This is a genomic window from Leifsonia aquatica (assembly GCF_014190775.1).
GTDB lineage: Bacteria > Actinomycetota > Actinomycetes > Actinomycetales > Microbacteriaceae > Leifsonia > Leifsonia aquatica.
Genome location: NZ_JACHVP010000005.1, coordinates 172514 through 197702 on the forward strand (window position 1 = coordinate 172514; position 25189 = coordinate 197702).

Sequence of the window (25189 nt, forward strand, 5' to 3'; positions counted from 1 at the left end):
GAGAGAGTCAGACATGGCGGGACAGAAGATCCGCATTCGGCTTAAGTCGTACGACCACGAGGTCATCGACACCTCGGCGCGCAAGATCGTCGACACGGTGACCCGTGCCGGCGCGACCGTCGTCGGCCCGGTGCCCCTTCCCACCGAGAAGAACGTGGTGTGCGTCATCCGTTCGCCCCACAAGTACAAGGACAGCCGCGAGCACTTCGAGATGCGCACGCACAAGCGGCTGATCGACATCATCGACCCGACCCCGAAGGCCGTCGACTCGCTCATGCGTCTCGACCTGCCGGCGGACGTCAACATCGAGATCAAGCTCTAAGGGGGAGTGCCATGCCTAACGTCAACAAAGCAGCCGCTGAGCGCACGTCCTCCAAGGGCCTCCTCGGCAAGAAGCTCGGGATGACCCAGGTCTGGGACGAGAACAACAAGCTCATCCCCGTGACCGTCATCGAGATCACGCCGAACGTCGTGACCCAGGTCCGCACCCCCGAGGCCGACGGCTACAACGCCGTCCAGATCGCCTACGGCCAGATCGACCCGCGCAAGGTGAACAAGCCGGCCGCCGGCCACTTCGACAGGGCCGGCGTCACGCCGCGCCGTCACCTCACCGAGGTCCGCACCGCGGACGCGGCCGACTACAGCGCCGGCCAGGAGCTCACCGTCGAGGGCACGTTCGAGGCCGGCCAGCTGGTCGACGTCGTCGGCACCTCGAAGGGCAAGGGCTTCGCCGGTGTCATGAAGCGCCACAACTTCCAGGGCGTCTCCGCTTCGCACGGTGCGCACCGCAACCACCGCAAGCCGGGCTCCATCGGCGCCTCCTCGACCCCGAGCCGTGTCTTCAAGGGCATGCGCATGGCCGGTCGCATGGGTGGCGAGCGCGTCACCGTCCTGAACCTCAAGGTGCAGGCCGTCGACGCCGAGAAGGGCCTGCTGCTGGTCAAGGGCGCCGTTCCCGGTGCTCGTGGCCGCATCGTTTTCGTCCGCAACGCAGTGAAGGGGGCCTAGTTAGATGGCTACCTCGATTGACGTCCTCGACCTCCAGGGCAAGAAGGCCGGCTCCATCGAGCTCCCCGAGGCCCTGTTCGACGTCCAGACCAACATCCCGCTGATCCACCAGGTGGTCACCGCCCAGCTCGCCGCAGCGCGTCAGGGCACCCACAAGGTGAAGAGCCGTGGCGAGGTCTCCGGCGCCGGCCGCAAGCCGTTCAAGCAGAAGGGAACCGGTCGCGCTCGTCAGGGCTCGATCCGCGCCCCTCAGATGACCGGCGGTGGCATCGTCCACGGACCGAACCCGCGCGACTACTCGCAGCGCACCCCGAAGAAGATGATCGCCGCTGCTCTGCTCGGTGCTCTCTCGGACCGCGCCCGCGGCAGCCGCATCCACGCCCTCCAGGCGCTCACCGTCGGCGAGGTCCCCTCGACCAAGGCCGTCGTGGAGCTGCTGAACGGCGTCGCGACCTCGAAGCACGTGCTCATCGTGCTCGAGCGTGACGACCTGAACGGCTTCAAGAGCGTCCGCAACGTGCCGAACGTGCACGTGCTGACCTACGACCAGCTGAACGCCTACGACGTGCTGGTGAGCGACGACATCGTCTTCACCCAGGCCGCGCTCGAGGGCTTCATCGCCGCGAAGACGGCGCCGAAGAAGGAAGAGGTGGACGCGTAATGGCCGCCCTGAACAAGGACCCGCGCGACGTCATCATCGCCCCGGTCGTCTCTGAGAAGAGCTACGGCCTGATCGACGAGGGCAAGTACACCTTCCTCGTCGACCCGCGTTCGAACAAGACCGAGATCAAGCTCGCCATCGAGTCGATCTTCAAGGTCGAGGTCGCGTCGATCAACACCCTGAACCGTCAGGGCAAGACCCGCCGCACCAAGTTCGGTCTCGGCAAGCGCAAGGACACGAAGCGTGCCATCGTCACGCTGAAGTCCGGTTCCATCGACATCTTCACGGCCGTCGGCTGAGCGAAGGACTAGAGGAAAACAGACATGGCTATTCGCAATTACAAGCCCACGACCCCGGGTCGTCGCGGCTCCTCGGTCGCTGACTTCGCCGAGATCACCCGCTCGACGCCGGAGAAGTCCCTTCTCCGTCCGCTGTCGAAGACCGGTGGCCGTAACAACCAGGGCCGCATCACGACCCGTCACATCGGTGGTGGCCACAAGCGCCAGTACCGCGTCATCGACTTCCGTCGCAATGACAAGGACGGCGTGAACGCCAAGGTCGCTCACATCGAGTACGACCCCAACCGCACCGCTCGCATCGCGCTGCTCCACTTCCTCGACGGCACCAAGCGCTACATCCTGGCGCCGCAGGGCCTCAAGCAGGGTGACATCGTCGAGTCGGGCGCCGGTTCGGACATCAAGCCGGGCAACAACATGCCCCTTCGCAACATCCCCACCGGTACGGTCATCCACGCGATCGAGCTGAAGCCGGGCGGCGGCGCGAAGATGGCGCGTTCGGCGGGCGCTTCGGTGCGTCTCGTCGCGAAGGACGGCCCCTACGCCCAGCTGCGCCTCCCCTCGGGCGAGGTCCGCAACGTCGATGCGCGCTGCCGCGCGACCATCGGCGAGGTCGGCAACGCCGAGCAGTCGAACATCAACTGGGGCAAGGCCGGCCGCATGCGCTGGAAGGGCGTCCGCCCGACCGTGCGTGGTGTCGCGATGAACCCGATCGACCACCCGCACGGTGGTGGTGAGGGCAAGACCTCCGGTGGTCGCCACCCGGTCAGCCCGTGGGGCCAGAAGGAAGGCCGCACGCGTCACCCCAACAAGGAGAGCGACAAGCTCATCGTTCGCCGCCGCAACGCCGGCAAGAAGCGCAAGTAGGAGTTCGAGAAGATGCCACGCAGTCTCAAGAAGGGCCCCTTCGTCGACGAGCACCTGTTTCGCAAGGTGGTCGCCGCGAACGAGGCCAACAGCAAGAACGTGATCAAGACCTGGTCGCGCCGCTCGATGATCGTCCCGGCCATGCTGGGTCACACCATCGCGGTGCACGACGGTCGCAAGCACATCCCGGTGTTCGTCACCGAGACCATGGTCGGTCACAAGCTCGGCGAGTTCGCGCCGACCCGTACCTTCCGCGGCCACGTGAAGGACGACAAGAAGGGTCGCCGCCGCTAACGCGGAGGCGAAAAGGAGGAGAGAAATGGTGGAGTCGATCGCACGCGTGCGACACATCCGCGTCACCCCCATGAAGGCCCGCCGCGTCGTCAACCTGATCCGCGGCAAGCAGGCCCAGGAGGCCCTGGCCATCCTGAAGTTCGCGCCGCAGAGCGCGAGCGAGCCCGTGTACAAGCTGGTCGCCTCGGCGATCGCGAACGCGCGGGTCAAGGCCGACCAGTCGAACACCTACCTGGACGAGCAGGACCTCTACGTGAGCCGCGCCTTCGTCGACGAGGGCACCACCCTCAAGCGGTTCCAGCCGCGAGCACAGGGTCGGGCCTTCCGCATCAACAAGCGCACCAGCCACATCACGATCGTCCTCGCGACGCCGGATGAGGTCGAGGACGCCAAGGCTACGAAGAAGGCGAGCAACTAATGGGTCAGAAAGTCAACCCGTACGGCTTCCGTCTGGGAATCACGACCGACCACGTGTCGCGCTGGTTCTCCGACAGCACGAAGAAGGGTCAGCGTTACAGCGACTACCTCGCTGAGGACGTCAAGATCCGCACGCTGCTCAAGACGTCGCTCGACCGCGCGGGCGTGTCCCGCATCGAGATCGAGCGCACCCGCGACCGCGTCCGCGTCGACATCCACACCGCCCGCCCGGGCATCGTGATCGGTCGTCGTGGCGCCGAGGCCGAGCGCATCCGCGCCGACCTCGAGAAGCTCTCGGGCAAGCAGATCCAGCTGAACATCCTCGAGGTCAAGAACCCCGAGGCCGACGCTCAGCTCGTCGCCCAGGGCATCGCCGAGCAGCTCGCCGCACGTGTGGCGTTCCGCCGCGCGATGCGCAAGGGCCTGCAGGGCGCCCAGCGCGCCGGCGCCAAGGGTGTCCGCATCCAGGTGTCCGGCCGTCTCGGCGGCGCTGAGATGAGCCGCTCGGAGTTCTACCGCGAAGGTCGTGTGCCGCTCCACACGCTCCGCGCCAACATCGACTACGGCTTCTACGAGGCCAAGACCACCTTCGGTCGCATCGGTGTCAAGGTGTGGATCTACAAGGGCGACATCACGAACAAGGAACTCGCTCGCGAGCAGGCGAACGCCAAGCCGTCGCGCGAGCGCAACGACCGTCCGCGTCGCGGTGGCCGGGGCAACGCCCCTGCCGCGGAGACCGCGCCGGCCGCAGCAGGAGTTGAGGCATAACCATGTTGATCCCACGTAGAGTCAAGCACCGCAAGCAGCACCACCCCGGCCGTAGCGGCCAGGCGACCGGTGGCACGAAGGTGTCGTTCGGCGAGTTCGGCATCCAGGCCCTGACCCCCGCTTATGTGACCAACCGTCAGATCGAGTCCGCTCGTATCGCCATGACGCGTCACATCAAGCGTGGCGGCAAGGTGTGGATCAACATCTACCCCGACCGTCCGCTCACCAAGAAGCCGGCCGAGACCCGAATGGGTTCCGGTAAGGGTTCGCCCGAGTGGTGGGTCGCCAACGTCAAGCCGGGTCGCGTCCTCTTCGAGGTCTCGGGCGTTTCCGAGGACCTCGCCCGTGAGGCGATGACCCGTGCAATTCACAAGCTGCCCCTCAAGGCACGCATCATCAAGCGCGAGGAGGGCGACGCGTAATGGCGATCGGTTCCAAGGAGCTCGCCTCGAGCGAGCTCGACACTTTCGAAGACGAGCGTCTGGTCGACGAGCTGAAGAAGGCCAAGGAAGAGCTGTTCAACCTGCGCTTCCAGTCGGCCACCGGCCAGCTCGAGAGCCACGGCCGCCTGCGTGCCGTGAAGCGCGACATCGCTCGCATCTACACGGTCATCCGCGAGCGCGAGCTCGGCATCCGCGCCACCCCGGCTCCGGCCGAGGTCGCTGACGCGAAGGCCGCCAAGAAGACGAAGGCGAAGAAGGAGGCCCCCGCGGCCGCCGAGGTCGCCGAGAACGAGACTGAGGAGGCCAAGTAATGGCTGAGTCCACCAAGGCCGCCAAGGCCGAGGAGACGGCGGCCGACGAGGCCCTCGTCCGCGGGTACCGCAAGGCCCGCCGTGGTTACGTGACCAGCGACAAGATGGACAAGACCATCGTCGTCGAGGTCGAGGACCGCGTGAAGCACCCCCTGTACGGCAAGGTCCTCCGCCGCACCTCCAAGGTGAAGGCGCACGACGAGAACAACTCCGCCGGCATCGGCGACCTGGTTCTCATCAACGAGACCCGCCCCCTGAGCGCCAGCAAGCGGTGGCGCCTGGTTGAGATTCTGGAGAAGGCCAAGTGATTCAGCAGGAATCCCGACTCAAGGTCGCCGACAACACGGGTGCCAAGGAGCTCCTCACCATCCGTGTTCTCGGCGGTTCGAGCCGTCGCTACGCCGGCTTGGGTGACGTCATCGTCGCCACGGTCAAGGACGCGATCCCCGGCGGCAACGTCAAGAAGGGCGACGTCGTCAAGGCGGTCGTCGTCCGCGTGCGGAAGAACACCCGCCGCCCGGACGGCTCCTACATCAAGTTCGACGAGAACGCCGCCGTCATTCTGAAGAACGACGGCGACCCCCGTGGAACCCGCATCTTCGGACCGGTCGGTCGCGAGCTCCGCGACAAGAAGTTCATGAAGATCATCTCGCTCGCTCCGGAGGTGCTGTAAGCCATGGCGAACATCAAGAAGGGCGACCTCGTCGAGGTCATCACGGGCCGCTCGCAGGCCCGCGGTGGCGACCGCGGCAAGCAGGGTCGTGTCATCGAGGTCCTGGTCGAGAAGAACCGCGTGATCGTCGAGGGCGTCAACTTCGTCACCAAGCACGTGCGCGTCGGCCAGACGCAGCGTGGCACGAAGACCGGCGGCATCGAGACCCACGAGGCCTCGATCCACGTCTCGAACGTGGCCCTGGTCGACCCCGAGACCAAGAAGCCGACCCGCGTCGGCTTCCGCACCGAGACCGTTACGAAGGACGGCGTCACCAAGACGGTCCGCGTTCGTTACGCCAAGAAGTCTGGTAAGGACCTGTAATGACGGACACTGCAACCGCTGCTGGCAAAATCCAGCCGCGCCTGAAGCAGAAGTACAAGAACGAGATCTCCAAGCAGCTCCAGGGCGACTTCGGTTTCACCAACGTGCACCAGGTGCCCGGACTGGTGAAGATCGTCGTCAACATGGGTGTCGGCGAGGCGGCTCGTGACGGCAAGGTCATCGATGGTGCGGTCGCAGACCTCACCCTCATCACCGGCCAGAAGCCTCAGGTCACCAAGGCCCGCAAGTCCATCGCGCAGTTCAAGCTGCGCGAGGGTCAGCCGATCGGCGCGCACGTCACGCTGCGCGGCGACCGCATGTGGGAGTTCCTCGACCGCCTGCTCTCGCTCGCCCTGCCCCGTATCCGCGACTTCCGCGGTCTCTCGGACAAGCAGTTCGACGGCAACGGCAACTACACGTTCGGTCTCACGGAGCAGTCGATGTTCCACGAGATCAACCAGGACCGGATCGACCGCGTCCGCGGTATGGACATCACGGTCGTGACCACCGCCAAGAACGACGAGGAGGGTCGCGCGCTCCTGAAGCAGCTCGGCTTCCCCTTCCGTTCGGCCGAGACGGCCAACTAGTAAAAACCTAGTAGCCTTGTCTCTTTGTGGGCCGGCCGTCCCGGCCGGCCCACTTCCACCACAGGTCGTCAGTCGTGTAACGGCTGAACGAAACCTGGTGTACGAAGGAAAACCGCAATGACAATGACAGATCCGGTCGCAGACATGCTGACCAGACTGCGCAACGCGAACTCGGCGCACCACGACACCGTGTCGATGCCGCACTCCAAGCTCAAGGCCCACATCGCCGAGATCCTCACCACCGAGGGCTACATCTCCGGCTGGGACATCGCTGACGCCCGCGTCGGCAAGACCCTGACCCTTCAGCTGAAGTTCGGTCCGAACCGCGAGCGTTCCATCGCCGGTATCAAGCGCGTCTCGAAGCCCGGCCTTCGCGTCTACGCGAAGTCCACGGAGCTCCCCAAGGTGCTCGGCGGGCTCGGCGTCGCCATCCTGTCCACCTCCTCCGGTCTTCTGACCGACCGTGAGGCTGAGAAGAAGGGCGTGGGTGGGGAAGTCCTCGCCTACGTGTGGTAACCCGCCATGTCGCGTATTGGAAGACTGCCCATCGACGTCCCCGCGGGCGTTGATGTGAAGATCGACGGCCAGGCCGTCACCGTCAAGGGGCCGAAGGGCGAGCTCAGCCTCACCGTCGCCACCCCGATCGAGGTCAAGCTCGAGGATGGCCAGGTCCTGGTCACCCGTCCGGACGACGAGCGCGCATCGCGTTCGCTCCACGGCCTGACCCGCACCCTGATCAACAACAACATCATCGGCGTCACCGAGGGCTACTCCAAGGGCCTCGAGATCGTCGGCACCGGTTACCGCGTCGCGCAGAAGGGTGCGGCCGTCGAGTTCGCGCTCGGCTTCTCGCACCCGGTGACGGTCGAGCCGCCGACCGGCATCACGTTCACGGTCGAGGGCAACAACAAGCTGACGGTCACCGGCATCGACAAGCAGGCCGTCGGTGAGGTCGCCGCCAACATCCGCAAGATCCGCAAGCCCGAGCCCTACAAGGGCAAGGGTGTGCGCTACGCCGGCGAGGTCGTGCGTCGCAAGGCCGGAAAGGCTGGTAAGTAATCATGGCTCTGGGTACCAGAGGAAAGAGCAAGGCGGCCGCTCGCGACCGCCGTCACACCCGCCTTCGCAAGAAGATCGAGGGCACCGCGGCTCGTCCGCGCCTGGTCGTGACGCGTTCCGCTCGCCACGTCTTCGTCCAGATCGTCGACGACGCGCAGGGTCACACCCTCGCGTCCGCGTCGACCATGGAGCAGGACCTGCGCGGCTTCGACGGTGACAAGACCGCCAAGGCCCGCAAGGTCGGTGAGCTCGTCGCCGAGCGCGCGAAGAGCGCCGGTGTCGAAGCCGTCGTGTTCGACCGTGGTGGCAGCAAGTACGCGGGTCGCGTCGCTGCTGTCGCCGAGGGAGCTCGAGAGGGTGGATTGAACCTGTGAGCGACGAAAACAACAAGGAGCAGACCGTGGCAGAGCAGGCCGTGGAGACCGCGCAGCCGGTCGAGACCGCAGCCTCGACCAAGAACTCGAACGAGCGTGAGCCTCGTCGGGGTGGCCGGGAGCGCAACCCGAACCGCGACCGCGGTAGCCGCGACGCGGACAAGAGCCAGTTCCTCGAGCGCGTCGTGACCATCAACCGCGTGTCGAAGGTCGTCAAGGGTGGTCGTCGCTTCAGCTTCACCGCTCTCGTCGTCGTCGGCGACGGCAACGGTCTGGTGGGCGTCGGCTACGGCAAGGCCCGCGAGGTTCCGCTCGCGATCTCGAAGGGTGTCGAGGAGGCGAAGAAGAACTTCTTCCGCGTCCCGCGCGTCGGCAGCACCATCCCGCACCCCGTGCAGGGTGAGGCGGCCGCCGGTGTGGTCCTCCTCCGTCCGGCCGCCGCCGGTACCGGTGTTATCGCCGGTGGTCCGGTGCGCGCCGTCCTGGAGTGCGCCGGCATCCACGACGTCCTCAGCAAGTCGCTCGGCTCGTCGAACACGATCAACATCGTCCACGCGACGGTGGAGGCCCTCAAGCAGCTCGAAGAGCCGCGTGCGGTCGCCGCCCGTCGTGGTCTGGACTACGACCGTGTGGCCCCCGAGAAGCTGCTGCAGATCGAGGCCCGTGCGGCTGAGGCCGCCGCTACCGCGAAGGCAGGTGCCTGATGGCTGCGCGTCTGAAGATCACGCAGATCAAGTCGAAAGTGAGCGAGAAGCAGTACCAGCGCGACACGCTGCGCAGTCTGGGACTCAAGCGAATCGGTGACGTCGTCGTCCGCGAGGACACCCCGCAGAACCGCGGGTACGTCAACACCGTCGCTCACCTGGTGAAGGTCGAGGAGATTGACTAATGGCTGACGACAAGCCGAAGAACGAGGCTGCCGAGAAGCCGGCCGCCAAGAAGCCCGCCACCAAGGCGGCGACCACCAAGGCTGCCGCCGACAAGCCGGCCGCCGAGAAGAAGGCTCCGGCCAAGAAGGCTCCGGCGAAGGCCGCTGCCGACAAGACCGCTGCTGCCAAGAGCGACGACACCGTCGCCGCCAAGCCCGCCGCGAAGAAGGCTGCGCCCAAGAAGGACGTCGCGGCTCCCCGCGAGCAGGTCCTGAAGGTGCACCACCTCCGTCCGGCCGCCGGTTCCAAGAAGGACAAGACCCGCGTCGGACGCGGTGAGGGTTCCAAGGGTAAGACGGCCGGTCGCGGTACCAAGGGTACGAAGGCCCGCTACTCGGTCCGCCCCGGCTTCCAGGGTGGCCAGCTTCCGTTCCACATGCGGACGCCGAAGCTGCGCGGCTTCAAGAACCCGTTCCGGGTCGAGTACCAGGTCGTGAACCTGGAGAAGCTCGCCGAGCTCTACCCCTCGGGCGGTGACGTCACCGTCGCCGACCTGGTCGCCAAGGGTGCCGTTCGCAAGAACGAGAAGGTCAAGGTTCTCGGTAACGGGGACATTGCGGTTAAGCTGAACGTTGCGGTCGACAAGGTCTCCGGCTCTGCTGAGCAGAAGATCGTCGCCGCTGGTGGATCCATCAAGTAACCACCCGTAAAGCAGCGCAGTCGGGTGGCCGGGGGACCGGCCACCCGACTGACTCTTACAGGAAGCAGGACGCACTTTGTTTAGCGCCGTCGCGCGGATCTTCCGCACCCCGGACCTCCGCCGGAAGATCGCTTTCACCCTGGGCATCATCGCCCTGTTCCGGCTGGGGTCGTTCATCCCCGCGCCGTTCGTCGACTTCGGCAACGTGCAGACCTGCCTGAACGCGAACCAGGACACCTCGGGCCTCTACTCCCTCGTGAACCTGTTCTCGGGCGGTGCCCTGCTCCAACTCTCGGTCTTCGCGCTCGGCATCATGCCGTACATCACCGCGTCGATCATCGTGCAGCTCCTGCGCGTGGTCATCCCGCGCTTCGAGACCCTCTACAAGGAGGGCCAGGCCGGACAGGCCAAGCTGACGCAGTACACGCGCTACCTCACCATCGCACTGGGCGTCCTCCAGTCGACGACCCTCATCACCGTCGCCCGTTCCGGCGCGCTGTTCGGCACGACCTCGGTCTCGCAGTGCACGCAGCTCATCACGGACGACTCGTGGTACGCGATCATGCTCATGGTCATCACCATGACCGCCGGTACCGGCCTCATCATGTGGATGGGCGAGCTCGTCACCGAGCGCGGCATCGGCAACGGCATGTCGCTCCTCATCTTCACCTCGATCGCCGCGCAGTTCCCGAACTCGCTCTGGGCCATCGCCCAGGCGCAGGGCGTCGAGATCCTCATCGTCGTGATCGCGATCGGACTGCTCATCGTGGCGGCCGTCGTGTTCGTCGAGCAGTCGCAGCGCCGCATCCCGGTCCAGTACGCCAAGCGCATGGTGGGCAGGCGGACGTACGGCGGCAACAACACGTACATCCCGATCAAGGTGAACATGGCCGGCGTCGTGCCCGTCATCTTCGCGTCGTCGCTGTTGTACCTGCCCGCGCTGATCGCGCAGTTCAACCAGCCCGCGGCCGGCAAGGCTCCGGCGCCGTGGGTCACCTGGATCACGAACTACCTGACCAAGGGTGACCACCCGCTCTACATGCTCCTGTACTTCCTCCTCATCGTGGGCTTCACGTACTTCTACGTGGCGATCACCTTCAACCCGGAGGAGGTCGCGGACAACATGAAGAAGTACGGCGGCTTCATCCCGGGCATCCGCGCAGGACGCCCGACCGCCGAGTACCTCGACTACGTGCTGACCCGCGTGACCCTGCCCGGCTCGATCTACCTGGGCCTCATCGCCCTGATACCTCTCGCGGCGTTCGCGTTGATCGGGGCGAGTCAGAACTTCATGTTCGGCGGCACGTCCATCCTGATCATCGTCGGTGTCGGTCTCGAGACGGTCAAGCAGATCGACTCGCAACTCCAGCAGCGACACTACGAAGGGCTTCTGCGTTGACCCGTCTACTGATCGTCGGACCTCCCGGAGCGGGCAAGGGCACTCAGGCCTCCCGCATCACCACCGCGTACGGGATCCCCGACATCTCGACGGGCGACATCTTCCGGGCCAACATCAAGAACGAGACGCCGCTCGGCAAGCAGGTCAAGGCCATCGTCGACGCGGGCGACTACGTTCCGGACAGCCTCACCAACGAGCTGGTCACGGACCGGCTCGCGGAGGATGACGCGGCGAACGGGTTCCTGCTCGACGGGTACCCCCGCACCCTCGCCCAGGTCGACTACCTGGATGAGATGCTCGCGTCCAAGGGTCAGAAGCTCGACGCCGTGATCCAGCTCGTCGCCGACCAGGACGAGATCGTGGCCCGTCTGACGAAGCGTGCTCTCGAGCAGGGCCGCGCGGACGACTCCGAGGAGGCCATCCGGCACCGCCAGGACGTCTACGTGCGCGAGACCTCGCCGCTCGTCGACGTGTACAGCAAGCGTGGTCTGCTCGTGGAGGTCGACGGTCTCGGCGAGATCGACGAGGTCGCGGAGCGCGTGCGCGCCGCCCTGGCCGAGCGCGGCATCGAGCCGGCCGAACGTTCGGCCGACGAGTCGGTCGCGTAGCGGTCCACCGATGGTCTTCAAGCGGTCGCTCTACAAGTCGCCCGCCCAGCTCCGCCTGATGGTGGCGCCGGGCCGGGCGACGTCCGCGTCTCTGGACGCCGTCGCAGCCGCAGTGGCCGCCGGCGTCACCACGCTGGAGCTGGACGCCCTCGCCGAGCAGGCGATCGAGGCCGCCGGCGGAAAGCCGAACTTCAAGCTCGAGCAGGGCTACCACCACACGATCTGCGCCTCGGTCAACGACGAGGTCGTGCACGGCATCCCCGGGGCGCGCGTGCTGCAGCCGGGTGACATCGTGTCGGTCGACAGCGGTGCCATCCTCGACGGTTGGAACGGCGATTCGGCTCGGACGTTCGTCATCCCGGATCCCACCCGCCCGCAGGTCGTGGCCGAGCGCCAGACCCTCTCCGACGTCACCGAGCAGTCGCTGTGGCACGGCATCGCCCGGCTCGCGACTGCGCGGTACCTGAACGAGGTCGGCGAGGCCGTCGAGGACTACATCGTCTCGCAGGGCGATTACGGGATCCTCACCGACTACATCGGCCACGGGATCGGGCGCCGGATGCACGAGGATCCGCCCGTCTTCAACTACCGCGTCCGCGCGAAGGGTCCGGAGGTCAAGCCCGGACTCGTCGTCGCCATCGAGCCGATGGTGGTGCTGGGCGACCAGGAGACGTACGTGAAGGACGACGGCTGGACCGTCGCCACCGAGGACGGGACCGCTGCCGCCCACTGGGAGCACAGCGTCGCCGTCCACGCGGGCGGCATCTGGGTGCTCACGGCGGCGGACGGCGGCGCAGCCGGCCTCGCTCCGTTCGGCATCACGCCTACGCCCATCGCGTGACCCGGCGTTCGCTCAGAGCGGGCGCAGATGATAGCCCAGAGTTGGCGAAACGGGCGCTCATCCCATAAGATTGATCCTTGGTGTCTTGGGCACGTTTTTTGCATGCCTGACTCCATTCAACGCACGACCAGCAAACCACTACTTTTAGCGACAGTGAGGCTATGGCCAAAAAAGACGGTGTCATCGAGATCGAAGGATCTGTTGTCGAAGCGCTGCCCAACGCGATGTTCCGCGTCGAGCTGACCAACGGCCACAAGGTTCTTGCCCACATCTCCGGCAAGATGCGTCAGCACTACATCCGCATCCTCCCCGAGGACCGCGTGATCGTGGAGCTGAGTCCTTACGATCTGACCCGCGGCCGGATCGTCTACCGCTACAAGTAAGGGTCTGCTGTAAGTAACGGCTCCACCATCGGGTAGCCCCTGGTGGAGTACGAGGACAGCGAACAAAGGTAAAGAAACATGAAGGTCAAGCCTTCCGTCAAGAAGATCTGCGACAAGTGCAAGGTCATCCGTCGCAACGGACGGGTCATGGTCATCTGCGAGAACCCGCGCCACAAGCAGCGCCAGGGCTGATCGCAGCTCGCATAACCGAATAACGAATACAGGCGATCCCAGATCCCACACCGCGAGCCGGTGCGGGGGACACCCTCGGAGGAGGCCGGGGCACCGGGATCGCTGCAGACCTCCACTCATCACAGGAGAAGCCAACACATGGCACGTCTAGCAGGCGTCGACATCCCGCGCGAGAAGCGCGTGGAGGTCGCACTCACCTACATCTACGGCGTCGGGCGCACGCGTGCGCTCAAGACGCTCGCCGAGACCGAGATCTCGGGCGACATCCGCGTCAAGGACCTGACCGACGAGCAGCTCGTCGCACTCCGCGACTACATCGAGGGCAACTACAAGGTGGAGGGTGACCTCCGCCGCGAGGTCGCCGCCGACATCCGCCGCAAGGTCGAGATCGGCAGCTACGAGGGTATCCGCCACCGCAAGGGCCTCCCGGTCCGCGGCCAGCGCACCAAGACGAACGCTCGTACCCGCAAGGGCCCGAAGCGCACCGTGGCCGGCAAGAAGAAGGCGCGCTAAGGCCCGCGGCCCGCAGCTCTAGGATTCAGGAGAAAAAATGGCAGCACCCAAGTCGGCCGCTCGCAAGCCGCGCAAAAAGGAAAAGAAGAACATCGCTGTGGGCCAGGCCCACATCAAGAGCACCTTCAACAACACGATCGTCTCGATCACCGACACCACCGGTGCGGTCATCAGCTGGGCTTCGTCCGGCGGCGTCGGGTTCAAGGGCTCGCGCAAGTCGACCCCGTTCGCCGCGCAGCTGGCCGCCGAGTCGGCCGCCCGCCAGGCGCAGGAGCACGGGATGAAGAAGGTCGACGTCTTCGTCAAGGGCCCGGGCTCGGGACGCGAGACGGCGATCCGCTCGCTCCAGGCCGCTGGCCTCGAGGTGGGCTCGATCAACGACGTCACGCCGCAGGCGCACAACGGTTGCCGCCCGCCCAAGCGTCGCCGCGTCTAGTTCTCTTCACGTCGCCCGTCAGGCGGCGGTCCGACCGGGCCGCCGCCTGTCGGCGTGACGAACCCCACCTCACTCAACGCAAGTGTCATATAGCGGACACTTAGCCGAAAGGAATCAACAGTGCTCATTGCACAGCGTCCTACGCTCACCGAAGAGAACATCTCCGAGTTCCGCTCGCGGTTCGTCATCGAGCCCCTGGAGCCCGGCTTCGGATACACCCTCGGCAACTCGCTTCGCCGCACCCTGCTCTCGTCCATCCCCGGTGCCGCTGTCACCAGCATCCGCATCGACGGCGTGCTGCACGAGTTCAGCACCGTCCCGGGTGTGAAGGAAGACGTCACCGAGATCATCCTGAACATCAAGGGTCTCGTGGTGTCGAGCGAGCACGACGAGCCGATCACCGCCTACCTGCGCAAGACCGGCTCCGGCCAGGTCACCGCGGCGGACATCTCGGCTCCGGCCGGTGTGGAGATCCACAACCCCGAGCTGGTCATCGCGACCCTCAACGACAAGGCGAAGTTCGAGGTCGAGCTCACCATCGAGCGCGGCCGCGGCTACGTGTCGGCCCAGCAGAACCGCAACGAGTACAGCGAGGCGGGCCAGATCCCGATCGACTCGATCTACTCCCCGGTCCTGAAGGTCACCTACCGCGTCGAGGCCACCCGTGCCGGCGAGCGCACCGACTTCGACCGCCTCGTGGTCGACGTCGAGAGCAAGCCCGCGATCACCCCGCGTGACGCGATCGCGTCGGCCGGCCGCACGCTGGTCGAGCTGTTCGGTCTGGCGCGCGAGCTCAACAGCGCCGCCGAGGGCATCGAGATCGGCCCCGCGCCGGTCGACCAGGTCCTCAGCTCCGAGCTCTCGATGCCCATCGAGGACCTCGACCTGTCGGTCCGTTCGTACAACTGCCTCAAGCGCGAGGGCATCAACACCGTGAGCGAGCTCGTCTCGCTGTCGGAGACGCAGCTCATGAACATCCGCAACTTCGGTCAGAAGTCGGTGGATGAGGTCAAGGACAAGCTGACGGAGATGGGTCTGTCGCTGAAGGACTCGGTTCCCGGGTTCGACGGTGCCCACTTCTACAGCGGGTACGAAGAGGACGAGACCACCATCTGAGGCCTCGTCGTTCCCGACAAGCCTTTCGACGTTTCACAACTGGAGATAACCGATCATGCCTAAGCCCACCAAGGGCCCCCGCCTCGGAGGCGGTCCCGCGCACGAGCGCCTCATGCTCGCCAACCTGGCTGCCGCGCTGTTCACGCACAAGAGCATCAAGACCACCGAGACCAAGGCGAAGCGTCTGCGTCCCTACGCCGAGCGTCTGATCACGTTCGCGAAGCGCGGCGACCTGCACGCCCGCCGTCGCGTGCTCGCCGTGATCGGCGACAAGTCCGTGGTCCACGAGCTCTTCACCGAGATCGCGCCGCTGGTCGCTGAGCGTGAGGGCGGCTACACCCGCATCACGAAGCTCGGCTACCGCAAGGGTGACAACGCGCCGATGGCGCAGATCGAGCTCGTGCTCGAGCCCGTCACCCCGAAGGCCAAGCCGGCCAAGTCCTCGAAGGCCGCCGCCCCCAAGGCCGCTCCGGTCGAGGAGACCCCGGCTGAGGAGACCACCGAGGACACCACGGCCGCTGAGGCCGAGGTCGTCGAGGAGTCGACCGGCGACGCCGAGGTCAGCGCCGACGAGACCACCGCCGAGGCGGAGGCCGAGAAGGCGTAACGCCCTCGCATCCTGTTCAGAAGGCCCCGCATCCATTCGGATGCGGGGCCTTCTGCGTTGCGTAGGCTGGCGGAATGGAGCAGAACGACCAGACCCTGCCACCGCTGTCCGACCGTGTGACGGCGCCGCCGACCTATAGGCCGCGGCATCCGCTGATCACCCGGTGGCGCGCGGCGACGCCGGAGGACGTGGACGCGGTGTGGGAGGTCGTGAAGGCGATGGATGCCGTCGACCACCCGAACTACATCACCACGCGCGACGAGGTCGCCGAGGATCTCGGCTATAGCTTCGTGGATCTGGAGAAGGACTCGCTGCTCGCCGAGACGGCGGACGGGCGGGTCGTCGCGGTGGGCATCGTGTTCGAGCCGCCGCGCAAGGAGACGCTGGTGCGCGAGTTCCTGAACGGCGGCGTGCATCCGGAGTTCACCGGTCGCGGGATCGGCCGCGAGCTGCTGGCGTGGCAGCTGGCTCGAGGCGAGCAGAAGCTGGCGGCGCTGGACGCGCGGCTTCCGGGGTGGCTGGTCGGATACGCGGACGAGCGCGCTCCGCATCGGGAGCGCCTCCTGCGCTCCGCCGGGCTCGACCCGGTGCGCTACTTCCTCGGTCTCGAGCGCGATCTCGCCGAGCCGGTGCCCGACGTGGTGCCGGTCGGCGACGTGCGCATCGTGCCGTACACGCCCGAGCTCGCGGACGCGGTACACAGCGCGCGCGACGAGGCGTTCCGTGACCACTGGGGCAGCCAACCGATGAGCGACGAGCAGTGGGAGTCGTTCATCGGCGGGACCTTCCGCCCCGACCTGTCGTTCGTGGCCCTCGCGCCGGGAGCCGAGGGGGAGCATGTCGCGGGGTGCGTGCTGACTCAGGTGAACGAGGAGGACTGGACCGCGCAGGGCTTCAGCGGGGCCTACGTGGCGATGCTCGGCACGACCCGGGCGCACCGCGGGCAGCGGATCGCTCCGGCGCTGCTGTCGGCGACGCTCGCGGCGTGTGCCGATCTCGGATGGGAGAAGGTGACGCTCGACGTCGACGCGGAGAACCCCACCGGCGCGCTCGGTCTCTACACGCGGCTGGGCTTCGTGACGGCGACGCGTGAGACAGGGTTGGTGCGCGCCTACTGAGGGCCGCTACTGCGGCCGCGGGCCGGCTTTGTCCCAGGGATTCGCCGGCCGCACGGTGGAGCGCTCGGCCAGTGTGTGGAGCGCGTCGCCGAGCGCTTCGGCGTAGAGGAGGCCGCCGCGGTGCCCGGGGTGGATCTGGTCGTCGGCGAGCAGGTCGAGGTGGCCCGCGATGGCACCCTTCCAGTCGGCGACGACGACGCGACCGGGATGGTCGGCGGCGTATCGGTCGAGCGTGGCGTTGACGCCGTCCGCCCACGACCGAGGCGCCTGGACGTTCACGAGCACGAGGTGGCGGCGCGGGCCGATCGCGTCGAGGACCGCGTCGAGCGTGGTGGCAGAGATCGACCCGTTGGTGCCGAGGCCGAGCACGACGACATCCCGCAGCCCGCCGGAGGCGGCCGCCCCCGCGATCACCTCTGGAGCCTTGCTCATCTGCCGCGACACCACCGCGTCGACCGCGATCCCGGGGTAGGTCTCTTGGAGGGCCGGCGCGGAGGCGAGCATCACCGAGTCGCCGAAGGCGGAGATGTCGGGACCCTTCGCGATGGGATGCGGGTCGGGCGGGATGCGCAGGTGGGTGGGCGGGGCGCTCGGGGAGGCGCCGTGCCCGGGTCCGTCGAGGGACGCGGCACCCTGCTCGATCATCCGCTGGGCGCTGGTGGCGGCCGGGGCCAGTGCCATCGCCGCGACGGTGCCCGCGACCAGGAGGCCGGCGACAGCCGTTCCGGCGATTCCGGCGATCCGGGTCGGCCGGGAGCCCTGCATCCGGACGCGGGCGCGACGCAGCGCGCCCAGCAGGCCATGCTTCCGGATCGGCTGCTCGAGGTACCGGTACGACAAGAGGGCTGCAGCGCCGGTGACCGCGAGCGACCCGACGCCCACGAGGACCGCCGCGATCGGCTCGTTCTCGTCGGGCACGAAGGCGCACGCGAGCACGAACACGGGCCAGTGCCAGAGGTAAAGACCGTACGAACGCGCTCCGACGAACCGTAGCGGCGCGAGATCGAGGGTGCGGCCGAGGGAGGAGCGTGGCACGATGGCCGCCCAGATCGCGACCGCGCTGAGAACGCTGACCAGCGCCAGCCCGCCGCGGTAGGTGAAGTCCGCATCGGAGGTCATCGCGTAGGCGCACACGACCAGTCCCAGGACGGAGAGCGCGCCCAGGGGCCCCAGGCCGCGTCGCACGAACGTCTGCAGGGCGCTCTCGCCCGCGTCGAGGTCGAGCGGGCGCATCCGCACCACCAGGAGAGCCAGGGCCGCGCCGAGGGCGAGCCCGAAGCTGTGGGTGTCCGAGCCGAAGTAGACGCGCGTGGGGTCCTCGCCGGGCACGTAGAGCACGGCCATCCAGATCGCCGAGGCGGCGGCCGCTGCCAGCACGATCGCGAACCGCGCCCACCAGTGGCGGATCAGAGCCAGGGCCAGCAGGATCAACGGCCAGACCAGGTAGAACTGCTCCTCGACCGCCAGGGACCAGAGGTTGCGGAACAGCTCCGGCGCGCCCTGGGCGAAGTAGCTGGAGTCGGCCGCGATCGAGAGCCAGTTGGCGCTGAAGGTGAAGGCTCCGAGGATCTGTCGCGGCAGGCCGACCAGCACGTCGCCGCCGAGCGCCAGGGCGACCGTGGAGCACACGATCACCAGCAGTGCGATGGCGGGAAGGAGGCGCCGCGCGCGTCGTACCCAGAACCGCCGCAGATCGATGCGGTCGGTCGTGCGGCGCTCCCGCACGAGCAGGCTCGTGATGAGGAACCCGCTGATCACGAAGAACACGTCGACGCCGATGAAACCGCCGGGCAGGACGCCGGGGAACAGGTGGTAGATCATCACGACGGCGACCGCGAAGGCACGCAGCCCGTCGAGACCCGCGTACCGCACCGGCAGGGACGGCGAGGGGCCCGAGACGGGCGCGGCCGGACGATCGACGGTCACGGCGGGCTGGACGGTGAGGAGAGGCAATTCAGTCACAGAGGCAGTCGGCGGGCGGGTGCGGGTGAGGCCGCGCCGCAGCGGGCACGGAAGCGCCCACGATAGCAATCGCGGCTGACAGTCGGCTCACCCGGGGCGGCGCGCCCGACCCTCCGATCGCTCCATAGAATCGAGGGATGACCGACGTGGTGACGCGCTACCGGCTCGACATCGCCTATCAGGGCACCGACTTCAACGGCTGGGGGCGACAGCCCGGACTCCGCACGGTGCAGGGCGTGCTCGAGGACGCCCTCGCGACCATCTTCCGCCGGGCGGGCGACCCGCCCACGCTCACCGTCGCGGGCCGCACCGACGCGGGCGTCCACGCACTCGGTCAGGTCGCCCACGTGGACCTCACCGTGCCGCAGGTCGCGCTGCTGCGGCGGCCCCACGGCAAGCGCCCTCCGCTGCCGGTGCACGAGGCGCTCGCCCGTCGGCTGAACGGCGTGCTCGGCCCGGTGGCGGACGTCATCGTGCGTGAGGCGAGCGAGGCGCTCCCGGGCTTCGACGCGCGCTTCTCGGCTGTGTGGCGCCGGTACGAGTACCGCGTCGCCGATCGCCACGCCTTCCGCGACCCGCTCCAGCGTCATCGCATCGCCTGGGTGTCGTCGGAGCTCGACCACACGCGGATGGACATGGCGGCGCACGGGCTGCTCGGCCTCCACGATTTCGCGAGCTACTGCAAGGCGAGGGAGGGCGCCACGACGATCCGCACCCTCCAGGCGTTCTCCTGGCGGAGGGAGGCGGACGGGGTGCTCGCGGGGGAGGTCGTCGCCGATGCCTTCTGCCACAGCATGGTCCGCGCGCTCGTGGGAGGGTGCGTGGAGGTCGGCGAGGGCAAACTCGAACCGGGCGACCTGATCGCCCTCCGGGACGACCAGCGCCGTACCAACGCGTTCAAGGTCATGCCCGCGCGCGGTCTGACACTGCTGGAGGTCGGCTACCCGGAAGCGGCGGAGCTGTCGCTGCGCGCGGAGCAGACCCGGGCTCTGCGCTCGCTCTGAGCCGCCGCATCCGCCGGAGCACCCGCTTGCCCGAGCGGATGGGGGTGCCGATGACGAGCGCCACCCCGCCGAGCACGCTGCGGTCGTGCGCACCGAGGGCGACCTTGCGCTCCCAGGCCCGCCGGAGCGCTCCGCCACGACTGCGGCGGGCTGCCGGCCGGTCCGGGAGGAGGCCCGCATCCCGGGCGGTCATGAACGTGTCGGCGCGCACCGCCCAGTCGTCGTCGGCGGCCGGGTGGAAGTAGTTGTCGTCGCGCCATTCCGGCCGCACGGACCCGAAGCGTCCGGCGATCAGGTCGGCTGCCGTCCCCTCGGTGCCGCTGCCCGCGAAGACCTCGTTGATCAGTCCTCGGGAGACGCCGAAGTCGGTGAGGGTCAGCGCGGGGACGCCTCGTCCGACGGCCTCGATCATCGCGGTGGAGCTCACGGTGACGAGCGCCAGCGCGCGGTCGAGATGAGCATCCATCGGACCCGTCTCGACCGTCAGGTTCGCGGGGGCGTCGTTCGGGAGGAGGTCGGCGTAGGGATACGTCTCGCGGTGCGTCTGCTGCTCGCCGCGCACGGCGCGCGTCTTGATGACGACGCGCCACTCCGGGTGCGCAGCGGCCGCGTCGGCCAGCCAGCCGACGAGAGCGCGGCGGTCCTCCTCGGCGGACGGGACGCTCGGCTGCGCGGCGAAGACGACGGCATCGCGGTGCAGCGGTTCGGTCGTGCGGGTCGGGGTTGCGGAGGGGGCGGCGCGCAGGAACGGCAGGGTCGCCAGCGCGAAGTGCGGCTCCACTCCGCCCTCGGTCGCGAGCGCGGCGTACTCGCGCACCTCCCGCCGGCTGTGCAGCACGAACAGGTCCGCCCGCGCGCGCAGGAACAAGCCCTTCCACTTCGCCGGGTAGGAGATGCCGGGCAGCCCGGTGAGGATCACGGGGCGCCGGCGCACCCGCCGGTGGAGCTGGTCGATGAGGAGTTCGGCGACCGGACCGAGCGTCGCGACCAGGACGGCGTCCGGCGGGTCGGCACGGACGCGCTCCACGACGGCGTCGACGCTGATCGGTTCCGGCGGGTCGGCGGCGAGGTGCTCGAGTCGTTCGTCGAGCCCGTGGAACGCTGCGCGCAGCTGATCGCGGCTCGCCGCCGTCGGTGTGGCGATGGTGACGAGCTCCAGCCGCCAGTCCGGGGGAGCCGCCGACAGCAGGTGCGCCCCCCACTTGGCGAACGAGTCCGTGTCGACGACGCCGAGGACGCGCCGCGTCACCTCACGCACCCACCCGGCGCAGCTTGGAGAGCGGGGCGAGCTCGCCCGGGAAGACGCGCTTCACGCCGTCGCCGAGGGCCGTCTCGATGATGCGGATGTCGCGGGCGAGCGTCTTCACGCCGTGCGGCTCCAGCGACGCCGCGTGGTCGGAACCCCACATGGTCCGGTCCAGGGTGATGTGGCGTTCGACCGCCGAGGCGCCGAGCGCGACCGCCGCCAGAGAGATCTGCAGTCCGGGCTCGTGCCCCGAGTAGCCGATCGGGATGCCGGGGTAGCGGGCCGCGAGCGTGCCGATCGTGCGCAGGTTGGCCTCCTCCGCCGGGAGCGGGTAGGTGGAGGTCGCGTGCAGGATGACGAGACGGTCGGTGGCGAGTGCGTCGACCGCGCGGTCGATCTGATCGAGGGTCGACATCCCGGTCGAGAGGATGACGGGCTTGCCGGTCGCGGCGACCGCACCCAGGAGCCCGAGATCGGTGACCGACGCCGACGCGATCTTGTAGGCGACGACGTTGAGATCCTCGAGGAAGTCGACCGCCGGCTCGTCCCAGGGTGAGGCGAACCAGTCGAGCCCGCGCATGGTCGCGTAGTCGCCCACCTCGATGTACTGGTCGCGGTCGAACTCGACGCGGTAGCGGTACTCCAGGTAGGTCATGTCGCCCCACGGGGTGCTGCGGGGGACGGACTTCATGTGCTCGGGAGTGGAGATCGCGGGCGTGCGCTTCTGGAACTTCACCGCCTGCATGCCGGCGTCGGCGGCCACGTCGATGAGCTGCTTGGCGATCTCGACGTCGCCGTTGTGGTTGAGTCCGATCTCGCCGATCAGGTAGGCGGGGTTGCCGTCGCCGATGTGCGAGCGGCCGATCTGCACGGTCATGATGCTCCGTTCCGTTGGGTGAGGACGAGGTCTGCGAGTTCGCGCACGGCACCGTCGCCGCCGCGGCGCGTGAGCACGAGCCGGGCGGCGGCGAGGACGGCGGGGTGGGCGTCGGCGACCGCGACGGGCCAGCCCACGACGCCGAGCGCTCCGAGGTCGTTCACGTCGTTGCCGAGGTAGGCGACCCGGTCGAGGGGGATGCCGGTCCGTGTCGACCAGGTGCGCAGGGCCGCGGCCTTGTCGTCGATGCCGTGCAGTACGTCGACCCGCAGCTTGGCGGCGCGGGCGGCCACGACCGGGTTCGTCTCGGTGGAGAGGATGAGAAGCGGAACGCCGGCCTCCCGGAGCATCCGCACGCCCATCCCGTCGCGCCGGTTGACGACGACCGTCTCGGCGCCGTCGGTCGCGATGCTCGCGCGATCGTCGGTGTGCACGCCGTCGAAGTCGGTGACCACGGCATCCACGTCGATGTCGGGGGCGCTCGTGTCGAGCAACGGAACCAGGGCGGCCGCGGCCGCGAGGTCGGACGGGTCGTCGATGTCGATCGCGCCGCGCGGATCGACCTCCGCGATCTCCACGCGCCCGAAGAAACGGTGGCGGTACTGCCGGAAGCCGTCGGCGCGCAGCGCGTAGAAGGCTCCGGTCTCGCGGAACTCCGGGGCACGGTCCTGCCGGCGCGGACGGACGCGCGCGTCGTGATTGACGGCGACCGCGGATCCGTCGTCCCCGACGCGCCAGAGGAAGGCGTGCGAAGCCGTCGCGGAGAACACGACATCGGCGCTGCCCTCGAGCACCCGCATCACGGCGGCGTCCAGATCAGCGGGAACGATGAAGGGGGAGGTCGCCTGCACGAAGAGGAGCACCTCCGGCCGCACCCCGTCGGCGGCGAGCACGCCGAGTGCGTGAAGCAGGGCGGCCTCCGACGACGCCTCGTCCCCGGACAGATCCGCGGGCCGCTCGATCGTCCGAGCACCCGCGGCGGTCGCTTCGGCCGCGATGCGCTCGCCGTCGGTGCTCACGTAGACCGCGTCGACGAGCTCGGCGGCGAGAGCGGCGTGAACGGCCCGGGCGACCAGGCTGCGACCCGCGACGGGCGCCAGGTTCTTGCCCGGGATGCCCTTCGAGCCGGCACGGGCGGGGATCACCGCGACCACGCGGACGGGGGAGTGCATGCCGGCACGCTACGGACGCCGCATGGCCGGGCGAGGGACGGGACGGGAACGCCGGACGACCGGCTGTGGAACCGTTCAGGAACGTTCGAGGACGCTCAGGTGGAGCCTCCCGCATCGGAGAGCACGCGCGATGCCCTCGCTGTTGAGGGTAGATTATGAATGGAAAATCTTATATTCTCGATTTAAATTCCCACACCGATCGACTTACTGAAGGGATTCAACGATGAACCGATCAGCTCGAATCACCGGGACAGCCTCATCGATTGCTCTCGTGATGGTGTTGGCACTTGGTGGTCCGGCCGCCGCCGCAGATGCTTGGCCGGCGGATCCGGAAAGTCCTCCGAAAGCCCCAGTCCCGACCTCGACTGAGATGGGGCTACCGTCGCATCCGAGTGCACAATTGGTGCCTTCGGGCGGGAGCAGAGCAGGATTCAGCCCAGCGGGCTGCGTAGGAAAGACCGATACTGCGCATTGGAGCAATCGAGAAGCTTCCGTGCATGGTCGCACGACGTGCAGCGGCGGCATCGTGTCCGCCCTCGGAGTCACCACTGCTCTACAGAAGCAAGGGTGGCTCTACTGGGAAACCGTGCAGACTGACAGCTCGAGCCGTGCGAATTCCAACAACTCGCAAGATGCTCATCCCCACTGGGCCTGTGGAGGATGGGGAAGCCAGAACTATCGAGGAATCTCGTCTCACTACTCTCGAGAAGCGTCCGGGGTATATACGGCGGAGACTAGTGGAGCCGAAAATCGCTTCGCCTGTTAGGAATTCGGTGTGCCGAAGGTGGCGTATTCGCCAAGCCACGAGGGTGGCAGCCACCGTCTGTGTTGCTTCCACCCTCTGCGGATGCACCGGCGGGCTGGCGACGGATTCCGGTGAACGGCTCAGTAGAAAGGAGCCGGCGCCATCGACCGTGCCGTCTCTTGCGATCAACGACGTGAAAATCGCGCCGGCAAGCTATGAATGGGTAATCGGAGGCAAGCCACAGAAGTTTCAAGCAGCGGCTGACCAGAACGATGTGAACCTCCAGGACATTCTCGTTCCGGGGAACACTCCGTTGATAGTCCTCGGAAGCTCGGCGCGCCCCTCACAACTCGTGATCACATCGTTTTCGAACCTCGACCCGCTCAGCGGGGCACCGACCGACTCCGACGCCCACGAACTCGATTGTCTTCACCCCGACGATCCGTGTCGAACCAGCATCGCCACCGTGTCGATCCAAATGCGGCCGACTCTGCCGGACCACGCCAGGATCGTTGTCGTCCACGTGGGATATTGGGACGAGAGCCCAGCGAGCGCCGGTTTAACGCTTGATAGCGCGTCCTGGGGAGTTCGGCTGATTCAAGGCGGTGAGGATTGAGTGTCGACGGCGGACTCAGCCTGGGCAGTCGGCTCTTTCAGCGGCATCAGCTTCGATGGAACGCTTCGCGATCTCCTCGGAGATTTCGAGAGCTACATTCGCGTCTTTAACCCCGCGCACGATCCGACGGCGCCCCCAGGCGCCGACTCCCGAAGCTGGGCACGAGCCGGCACTCCGGCGACGGTTGTCACAGTCGACACGCAATGGAGCGACCTCCAGGTCGACCCGGTGCTCGATGAGCCGACCATGGGCGACCTCGACATCGATGTTGCGGTTCGACTCGCCAGCGTCCTCGGCCGGCACACCACGACGCCGGACGAATGCGCGTTCCTCCTCTGGACCGGATACGCCGAGGTCGAGTCGCTCGACAGCGCTCCGGTGATCCGGGCGGGACACCGGACGGATCTTGCTGTCTTCTCCGGTCCCATCACCGCCGCGGTGCAGCCGCAACACGGCCGCCGACCCATGAACTGGCGTCCCCGGGACGGTGCGTGGGCGGTCGGGAACGACATCTATGCCCGTAGCGTCTACGTCGGGGCCAGTTCCGCAACCATCCGGGCGATTCACGACTCACCACTCCTGGAGGTCGCCCGCGCCTCCGCCGACAGCGTCCCGGCCGCCGAAGACCGCCGCAACTGACCGGCTCGTCCAGCGTCGAGGACGC

37 protein-coding genes are annotated in these 25189 nt (G+C 67.6%); 33 read left to right on the forward strand and 4 right to left on the reverse strand.

Annotated features, from left to right (window positions below):
- Positions 1 to 13 precede the first annotated feature (13 nt).
- From rpsJ to FHX33_RS19140, 30 genes are all read left to right on the forward strand, one after another.
- On the forward strand, positions 14 to 322 hold the full coding sequence (gene rpsJ, locus FHX33_RS18995; RefSeq protein WP_005050520.1) for a 30S ribosomal protein S10: 309 nt from the start codon (positions 14 to 16) through the stop codon (positions 320 to 322).
- An 11-nt stretch (positions 323 to 333) separates the two neighbouring features.
- On the forward strand, positions 334 to 1008 hold the full coding sequence (rplC, locus tag FHX33_RS19000) for a 50S ribosomal protein L3 (protein ID WP_021759591.1): 675 nt from the start codon (positions 334 to 336) through the stop codon (positions 1006 to 1008).
- Positions 1009 to 1012: 4 nt separating this feature from the next.
- Positions 1013 to 1669: a 50S ribosomal protein L4 gene (rplD, locus tag FHX33_RS19005; protein WP_021759589.1), complete on the forward strand. Its 657-nt coding sequence runs from the start codon at positions 1013 to 1015 to the stop codon at positions 1667 to 1669.
- Entirely contained in the window at positions 1669 to 1968 is a 300-nt protein-coding gene (rplW, locus tag FHX33_RS19010; RefSeq protein ID WP_021759587.1) for a 50S ribosomal protein L23, read from the forward strand. The genes rplD and rplW overlap by 1 nt, the downstream gene beginning before the upstream one ends.
- A gap of 24 nt (positions 1969 to 1992) precedes the next feature.
- Positions 1993 to 2832, forward strand: a complete 840-nt coding sequence (gene rplB / locus FHX33_RS19015; RefSeq protein WP_021759585.1) for a 50S ribosomal protein L2 — start codon at positions 1993 to 1995, stop codon at positions 2830 to 2832.
- 12 nt (positions 2833 to 2844) lie between these two features.
- The gene (gene rpsS / locus FHX33_RS19020; RefSeq protein WP_018191964.1) at positions 2845 to 3126 is read left to right on the forward strand and encodes a 30S ribosomal protein S19; all 282 of its coding nucleotides are present in this window, start codon (positions 2845 to 2847) and stop codon (positions 3124 to 3126) included.
- A 25-nt stretch (positions 3127 to 3151) separates the two neighbouring features.
- A complete protein-coding gene (gene rplV, locus FHX33_RS19025; RefSeq protein ID WP_021759582.1) occupies positions 3152 to 3544 on the forward strand; it encodes a 50S ribosomal protein L22 in 393 nt (130 codons plus the stop codon).
- Positions 3544 to 4311: a 30S ribosomal protein S3 gene (rpsC, locus tag FHX33_RS19030; RefSeq protein WP_021759580.1), complete on the forward strand. Its 768-nt coding sequence runs from the start codon at positions 3544 to 3546 to the stop codon at positions 4309 to 4311. The genes rplV and rpsC overlap by 1 nt, the downstream gene beginning before the upstream one ends.
- A gap of 2 nt (positions 4312 to 4313) precedes the next feature.
- The gene (rplP, locus tag FHX33_RS19035) at positions 4314 to 4733 is read left to right on the forward strand and encodes a 50S ribosomal protein L16 (RefSeq protein ID WP_021755781.1); all 420 of its coding nucleotides are present in this window, start codon (positions 4314 to 4316) and stop codon (positions 4731 to 4733) included.
- Positions 4733 to 5065, forward strand: a complete 333-nt coding sequence (gene rpmC / locus FHX33_RS19040) for a 50S ribosomal protein L29 (protein WP_021759578.1) — start codon at positions 4733 to 4735, stop codon at positions 5063 to 5065. The genes rplP and rpmC overlap by 1 nt, the downstream gene beginning before the upstream one ends.
- Positions 5065 to 5373, forward strand: a complete 309-nt coding sequence (gene rpsQ, locus FHX33_RS19045; protein ID WP_021759576.1) for a 30S ribosomal protein S17 — start codon at positions 5065 to 5067, stop codon at positions 5371 to 5373. The genes rpmC and rpsQ overlap by 1 nt, the downstream gene beginning before the upstream one ends.
- Complete coding sequence (gene rplN, locus FHX33_RS19050; RefSeq protein WP_021759574.1) at positions 5370 to 5738, forward strand: 50S ribosomal protein L14; 369 nt, start codon at positions 5370 to 5372, stop codon at positions 5736 to 5738. Before rpsQ ends, rplN begins: the two co-directional genes overlap by 4 nt.
- 3 nt (positions 5739 to 5741) lie before the next feature.
- Positions 5742 to 6101 (forward strand): 50S ribosomal protein L24, encoded by a 360-nt coding sequence (rplX, locus tag FHX33_RS19055; RefSeq protein ID WP_021755778.1) that lies wholly within the window; start codon positions 5742 to 5744, stop codon positions 6099 to 6101.
- Positions 6101 to 6688 carry a 50S ribosomal protein L5 gene (gene rplE, locus FHX33_RS19060; RefSeq protein ID WP_021759571.1) on the forward strand — a complete coding sequence of 196 codons (588 nt, stop codon included), beginning with the start codon at positions 6101 to 6103 and terminating at the stop codon, positions 6686 to 6688. Before rplX ends, rplE begins: the two co-directional genes overlap by 1 nt.
- 117 nt (positions 6689 to 6805) lie before the next feature.
- Positions 6806 to 7204 (forward strand): 30S ribosomal protein S8, encoded by a 399-nt coding sequence (gene rpsH / locus FHX33_RS19065; protein ID WP_021759569.1) that lies wholly within the window; start codon positions 6806 to 6808, stop codon positions 7202 to 7204.
- 6 nt (positions 7205 to 7210) lie between these two features.
- Positions 7211 to 7747, forward strand: a complete 537-nt coding sequence (gene rplF / locus FHX33_RS19070; protein WP_021759567.1) for a 50S ribosomal protein L6 — start codon at positions 7211 to 7213, stop codon at positions 7745 to 7747.
- A 2-nt stretch (positions 7748 to 7749) separates the two neighbouring features.
- Positions 7750 to 8121 (forward strand): 50S ribosomal protein L18, encoded by a 372-nt coding sequence (rplR, locus tag FHX33_RS19075; RefSeq protein ID WP_021759565.1) that lies wholly within the window; start codon positions 7750 to 7752, stop codon positions 8119 to 8121.
- The gene (gene rpsE, locus FHX33_RS19080) at positions 8118 to 8825 is read left to right on the forward strand and encodes a 30S ribosomal protein S5 (RefSeq protein WP_021759563.1); all 708 of its coding nucleotides are present in this window, start codon (positions 8118 to 8120) and stop codon (positions 8823 to 8825) included. The genes rplR and rpsE overlap by 4 nt, the downstream gene beginning before the upstream one ends.
- Positions 8825 to 9010, forward strand: a complete 186-nt coding sequence (rpmD, locus tag FHX33_RS19085; RefSeq protein ID WP_021759561.1) for a 50S ribosomal protein L30 — start codon at positions 8825 to 8827, stop codon at positions 9008 to 9010. Before rpsE ends, rpmD begins: the two co-directional genes overlap by 1 nt.
- A complete protein-coding gene (rplO, locus tag FHX33_RS21385; protein WP_021759559.1) occupies positions 9010 to 9690 on the forward strand; it encodes a 50S ribosomal protein L15 in 681 nt (226 codons plus the stop codon). The genes rpmD and rplO overlap by 1 nt, the downstream gene beginning before the upstream one ends.
- A 76-nt stretch (positions 9691 to 9766) precedes the next feature.
- On the forward strand, positions 9767 to 11089 hold the full coding sequence (gene secY / locus FHX33_RS19095; protein WP_021759557.1) for a preprotein translocase subunit SecY: 1323 nt from the start codon (positions 9767 to 9769) through the stop codon (positions 11087 to 11089).
- Complete coding sequence (locus tag FHX33_RS19100) at positions 11086 to 11697, forward strand: adenylate kinase (RefSeq protein WP_021759555.1); 612 nt, start codon at positions 11086 to 11088, stop codon at positions 11695 to 11697. The genes secY and FHX33_RS19100 overlap by 4 nt, the downstream gene beginning before the upstream one ends.
- A gap of 10 nt (positions 11698 to 11707) precedes the next feature.
- Positions 11708 to 12538 (forward strand): type I methionyl aminopeptidase, encoded by an 831-nt coding sequence (gene map / locus FHX33_RS19105; RefSeq protein WP_021759553.1) that lies wholly within the window; start codon positions 11708 to 11710, stop codon positions 12536 to 12538.
- A 161-nt stretch (positions 12539 to 12699) separates the two neighbouring features.
- Entirely contained in the window at positions 12700 to 12921 is a 222-nt protein-coding gene (infA, locus tag FHX33_RS19110) for a translation initiation factor IF-1 (protein ID WP_021759551.1), read from the forward strand.
- A gap of 78 nt (positions 12922 to 12999) precedes the next feature.
- Complete coding sequence (rpmJ, locus tag FHX33_RS19115; protein WP_021759549.1) at positions 13000 to 13113, forward strand: 50S ribosomal protein L36; 114 nt, start codon at positions 13000 to 13002, stop codon at positions 13111 to 13113.
- Between the two features lie 138 nt (positions 13114 to 13251).
- Positions 13252 to 13626, forward strand: coding sequence for a 30S ribosomal protein S13 (gene rpsM, locus FHX33_RS19120; RefSeq protein WP_021759547.1), 375 nt, complete (start codon positions 13252 to 13254; stop codon positions 13624 to 13626).
- Between the two features lie 37 nt (positions 13627 to 13663).
- Positions 13664 to 14062 (forward strand): 30S ribosomal protein S11, encoded by a 399-nt coding sequence (rpsK, locus tag FHX33_RS19125; RefSeq protein ID WP_018191944.1) that lies wholly within the window; start codon positions 13664 to 13666, stop codon positions 14060 to 14062.
- 120 nt (positions 14063 to 14182) lie between these two features.
- A complete protein-coding gene (locus FHX33_RS19130; RefSeq protein ID WP_021759543.1) occupies positions 14183 to 15178 on the forward strand; it encodes a DNA-directed RNA polymerase subunit alpha in 996 nt (331 codons plus the stop codon).
- 55 nt (positions 15179 to 15233) lie between these two features.
- Positions 15234 to 15785 (forward strand): 50S ribosomal protein L17, encoded by a 552-nt coding sequence (rplQ, locus tag FHX33_RS19135; RefSeq protein ID WP_039921398.1) that lies wholly within the window; start codon positions 15234 to 15236, stop codon positions 15783 to 15785.
- Positions 15786 to 15859: 74 nt separating this feature from the next.
- Positions 15860 to 16903, forward strand: coding sequence for a GNAT family N-acetyltransferase (locus FHX33_RS19140; protein WP_021759539.1), 1044 nt, complete (start codon positions 15860 to 15862; stop codon positions 16901 to 16903).
- A gap of 6 nt (positions 16904 to 16909) precedes the next feature.
- Here the strand turns inward: FHX33_RS19140 and FHX33_RS19145 are convergent, their stop codons facing one another.
- Positions 16910 to 18865 (reverse strand): acyltransferase family protein, encoded by a 1956-nt coding sequence (locus FHX33_RS19145; protein WP_248616228.1) that lies wholly within the window; start codon positions 18863 to 18865, stop codon positions 16910 to 16912.
- A 137-nt stretch (positions 18866 to 19002) separates the two neighbouring features.
- Between FHX33_RS19145 and truA the strand changes: the two genes are divergently transcribed.
- Positions 19003 to 19869: a tRNA pseudouridine(38-40) synthase TruA gene (truA, locus tag FHX33_RS19150; protein WP_021759535.1), complete on the forward strand. Its 867-nt coding sequence runs from the start codon at positions 19003 to 19005 to the stop codon at positions 19867 to 19869.
- Here truA and FHX33_RS19155 read toward each other — a convergent pair.
- Genes FHX33_RS19155 through FHX33_RS19165 form a run of 3 tightly spaced genes read right to left on the reverse strand, consistent with a single transcriptional unit; the run spans position 19769 to position 23164 of the window.
- Entirely contained in the window at positions 19769 to 21118 is a 1350-nt protein-coding gene (locus FHX33_RS19155) for a DUF6716 putative glycosyltransferase (protein WP_183428867.1), read from the reverse strand. The two genes, truA and FHX33_RS19155, sit on opposite strands and share 101 nt — an antisense overlap.
- A gap of 1 nt (position 21119) precedes the next feature.
- Positions 21120 to 21992, reverse strand: a complete 873-nt coding sequence (locus FHX33_RS19160; RefSeq protein ID WP_021763728.1) for an N-acetylneuraminate synthase family protein — start codon at positions 21990 to 21992, stop codon at positions 21120 to 21122.
- On the reverse strand, positions 21989 to 23164 hold the full coding sequence (locus tag FHX33_RS19165) for an acylneuraminate cytidylyltransferase (RefSeq protein ID WP_021763729.1): 1176 nt from the start codon (positions 23162 to 23164) through the stop codon (positions 21989 to 21991). Before FHX33_RS19165 ends, FHX33_RS19160 begins: the two co-directional genes overlap by 4 nt.
- Before the next feature lie 809 nt (positions 23165 to 23973).
- Here FHX33_RS19165 and FHX33_RS19170 point away from each other — a divergent pair.
- Together FHX33_RS19170 and FHX33_RS19175 are read left to right on the forward strand one after the other, a co-directional pair.
- Entirely contained in the window at positions 23974 to 24525 is a 552-nt protein-coding gene (locus FHX33_RS19170; RefSeq protein ID WP_155829052.1) for a hypothetical protein, read from the forward strand.
- On the forward strand, positions 24526 to 25164 hold the full coding sequence (locus tag FHX33_RS19175; RefSeq protein ID WP_021763731.1) for a hypothetical protein: 639 nt from the start codon (positions 24526 to 24528) through the stop codon (positions 25162 to 25164).
- Positions 25165 to 25189: the final 25 nt, after the last annotated feature.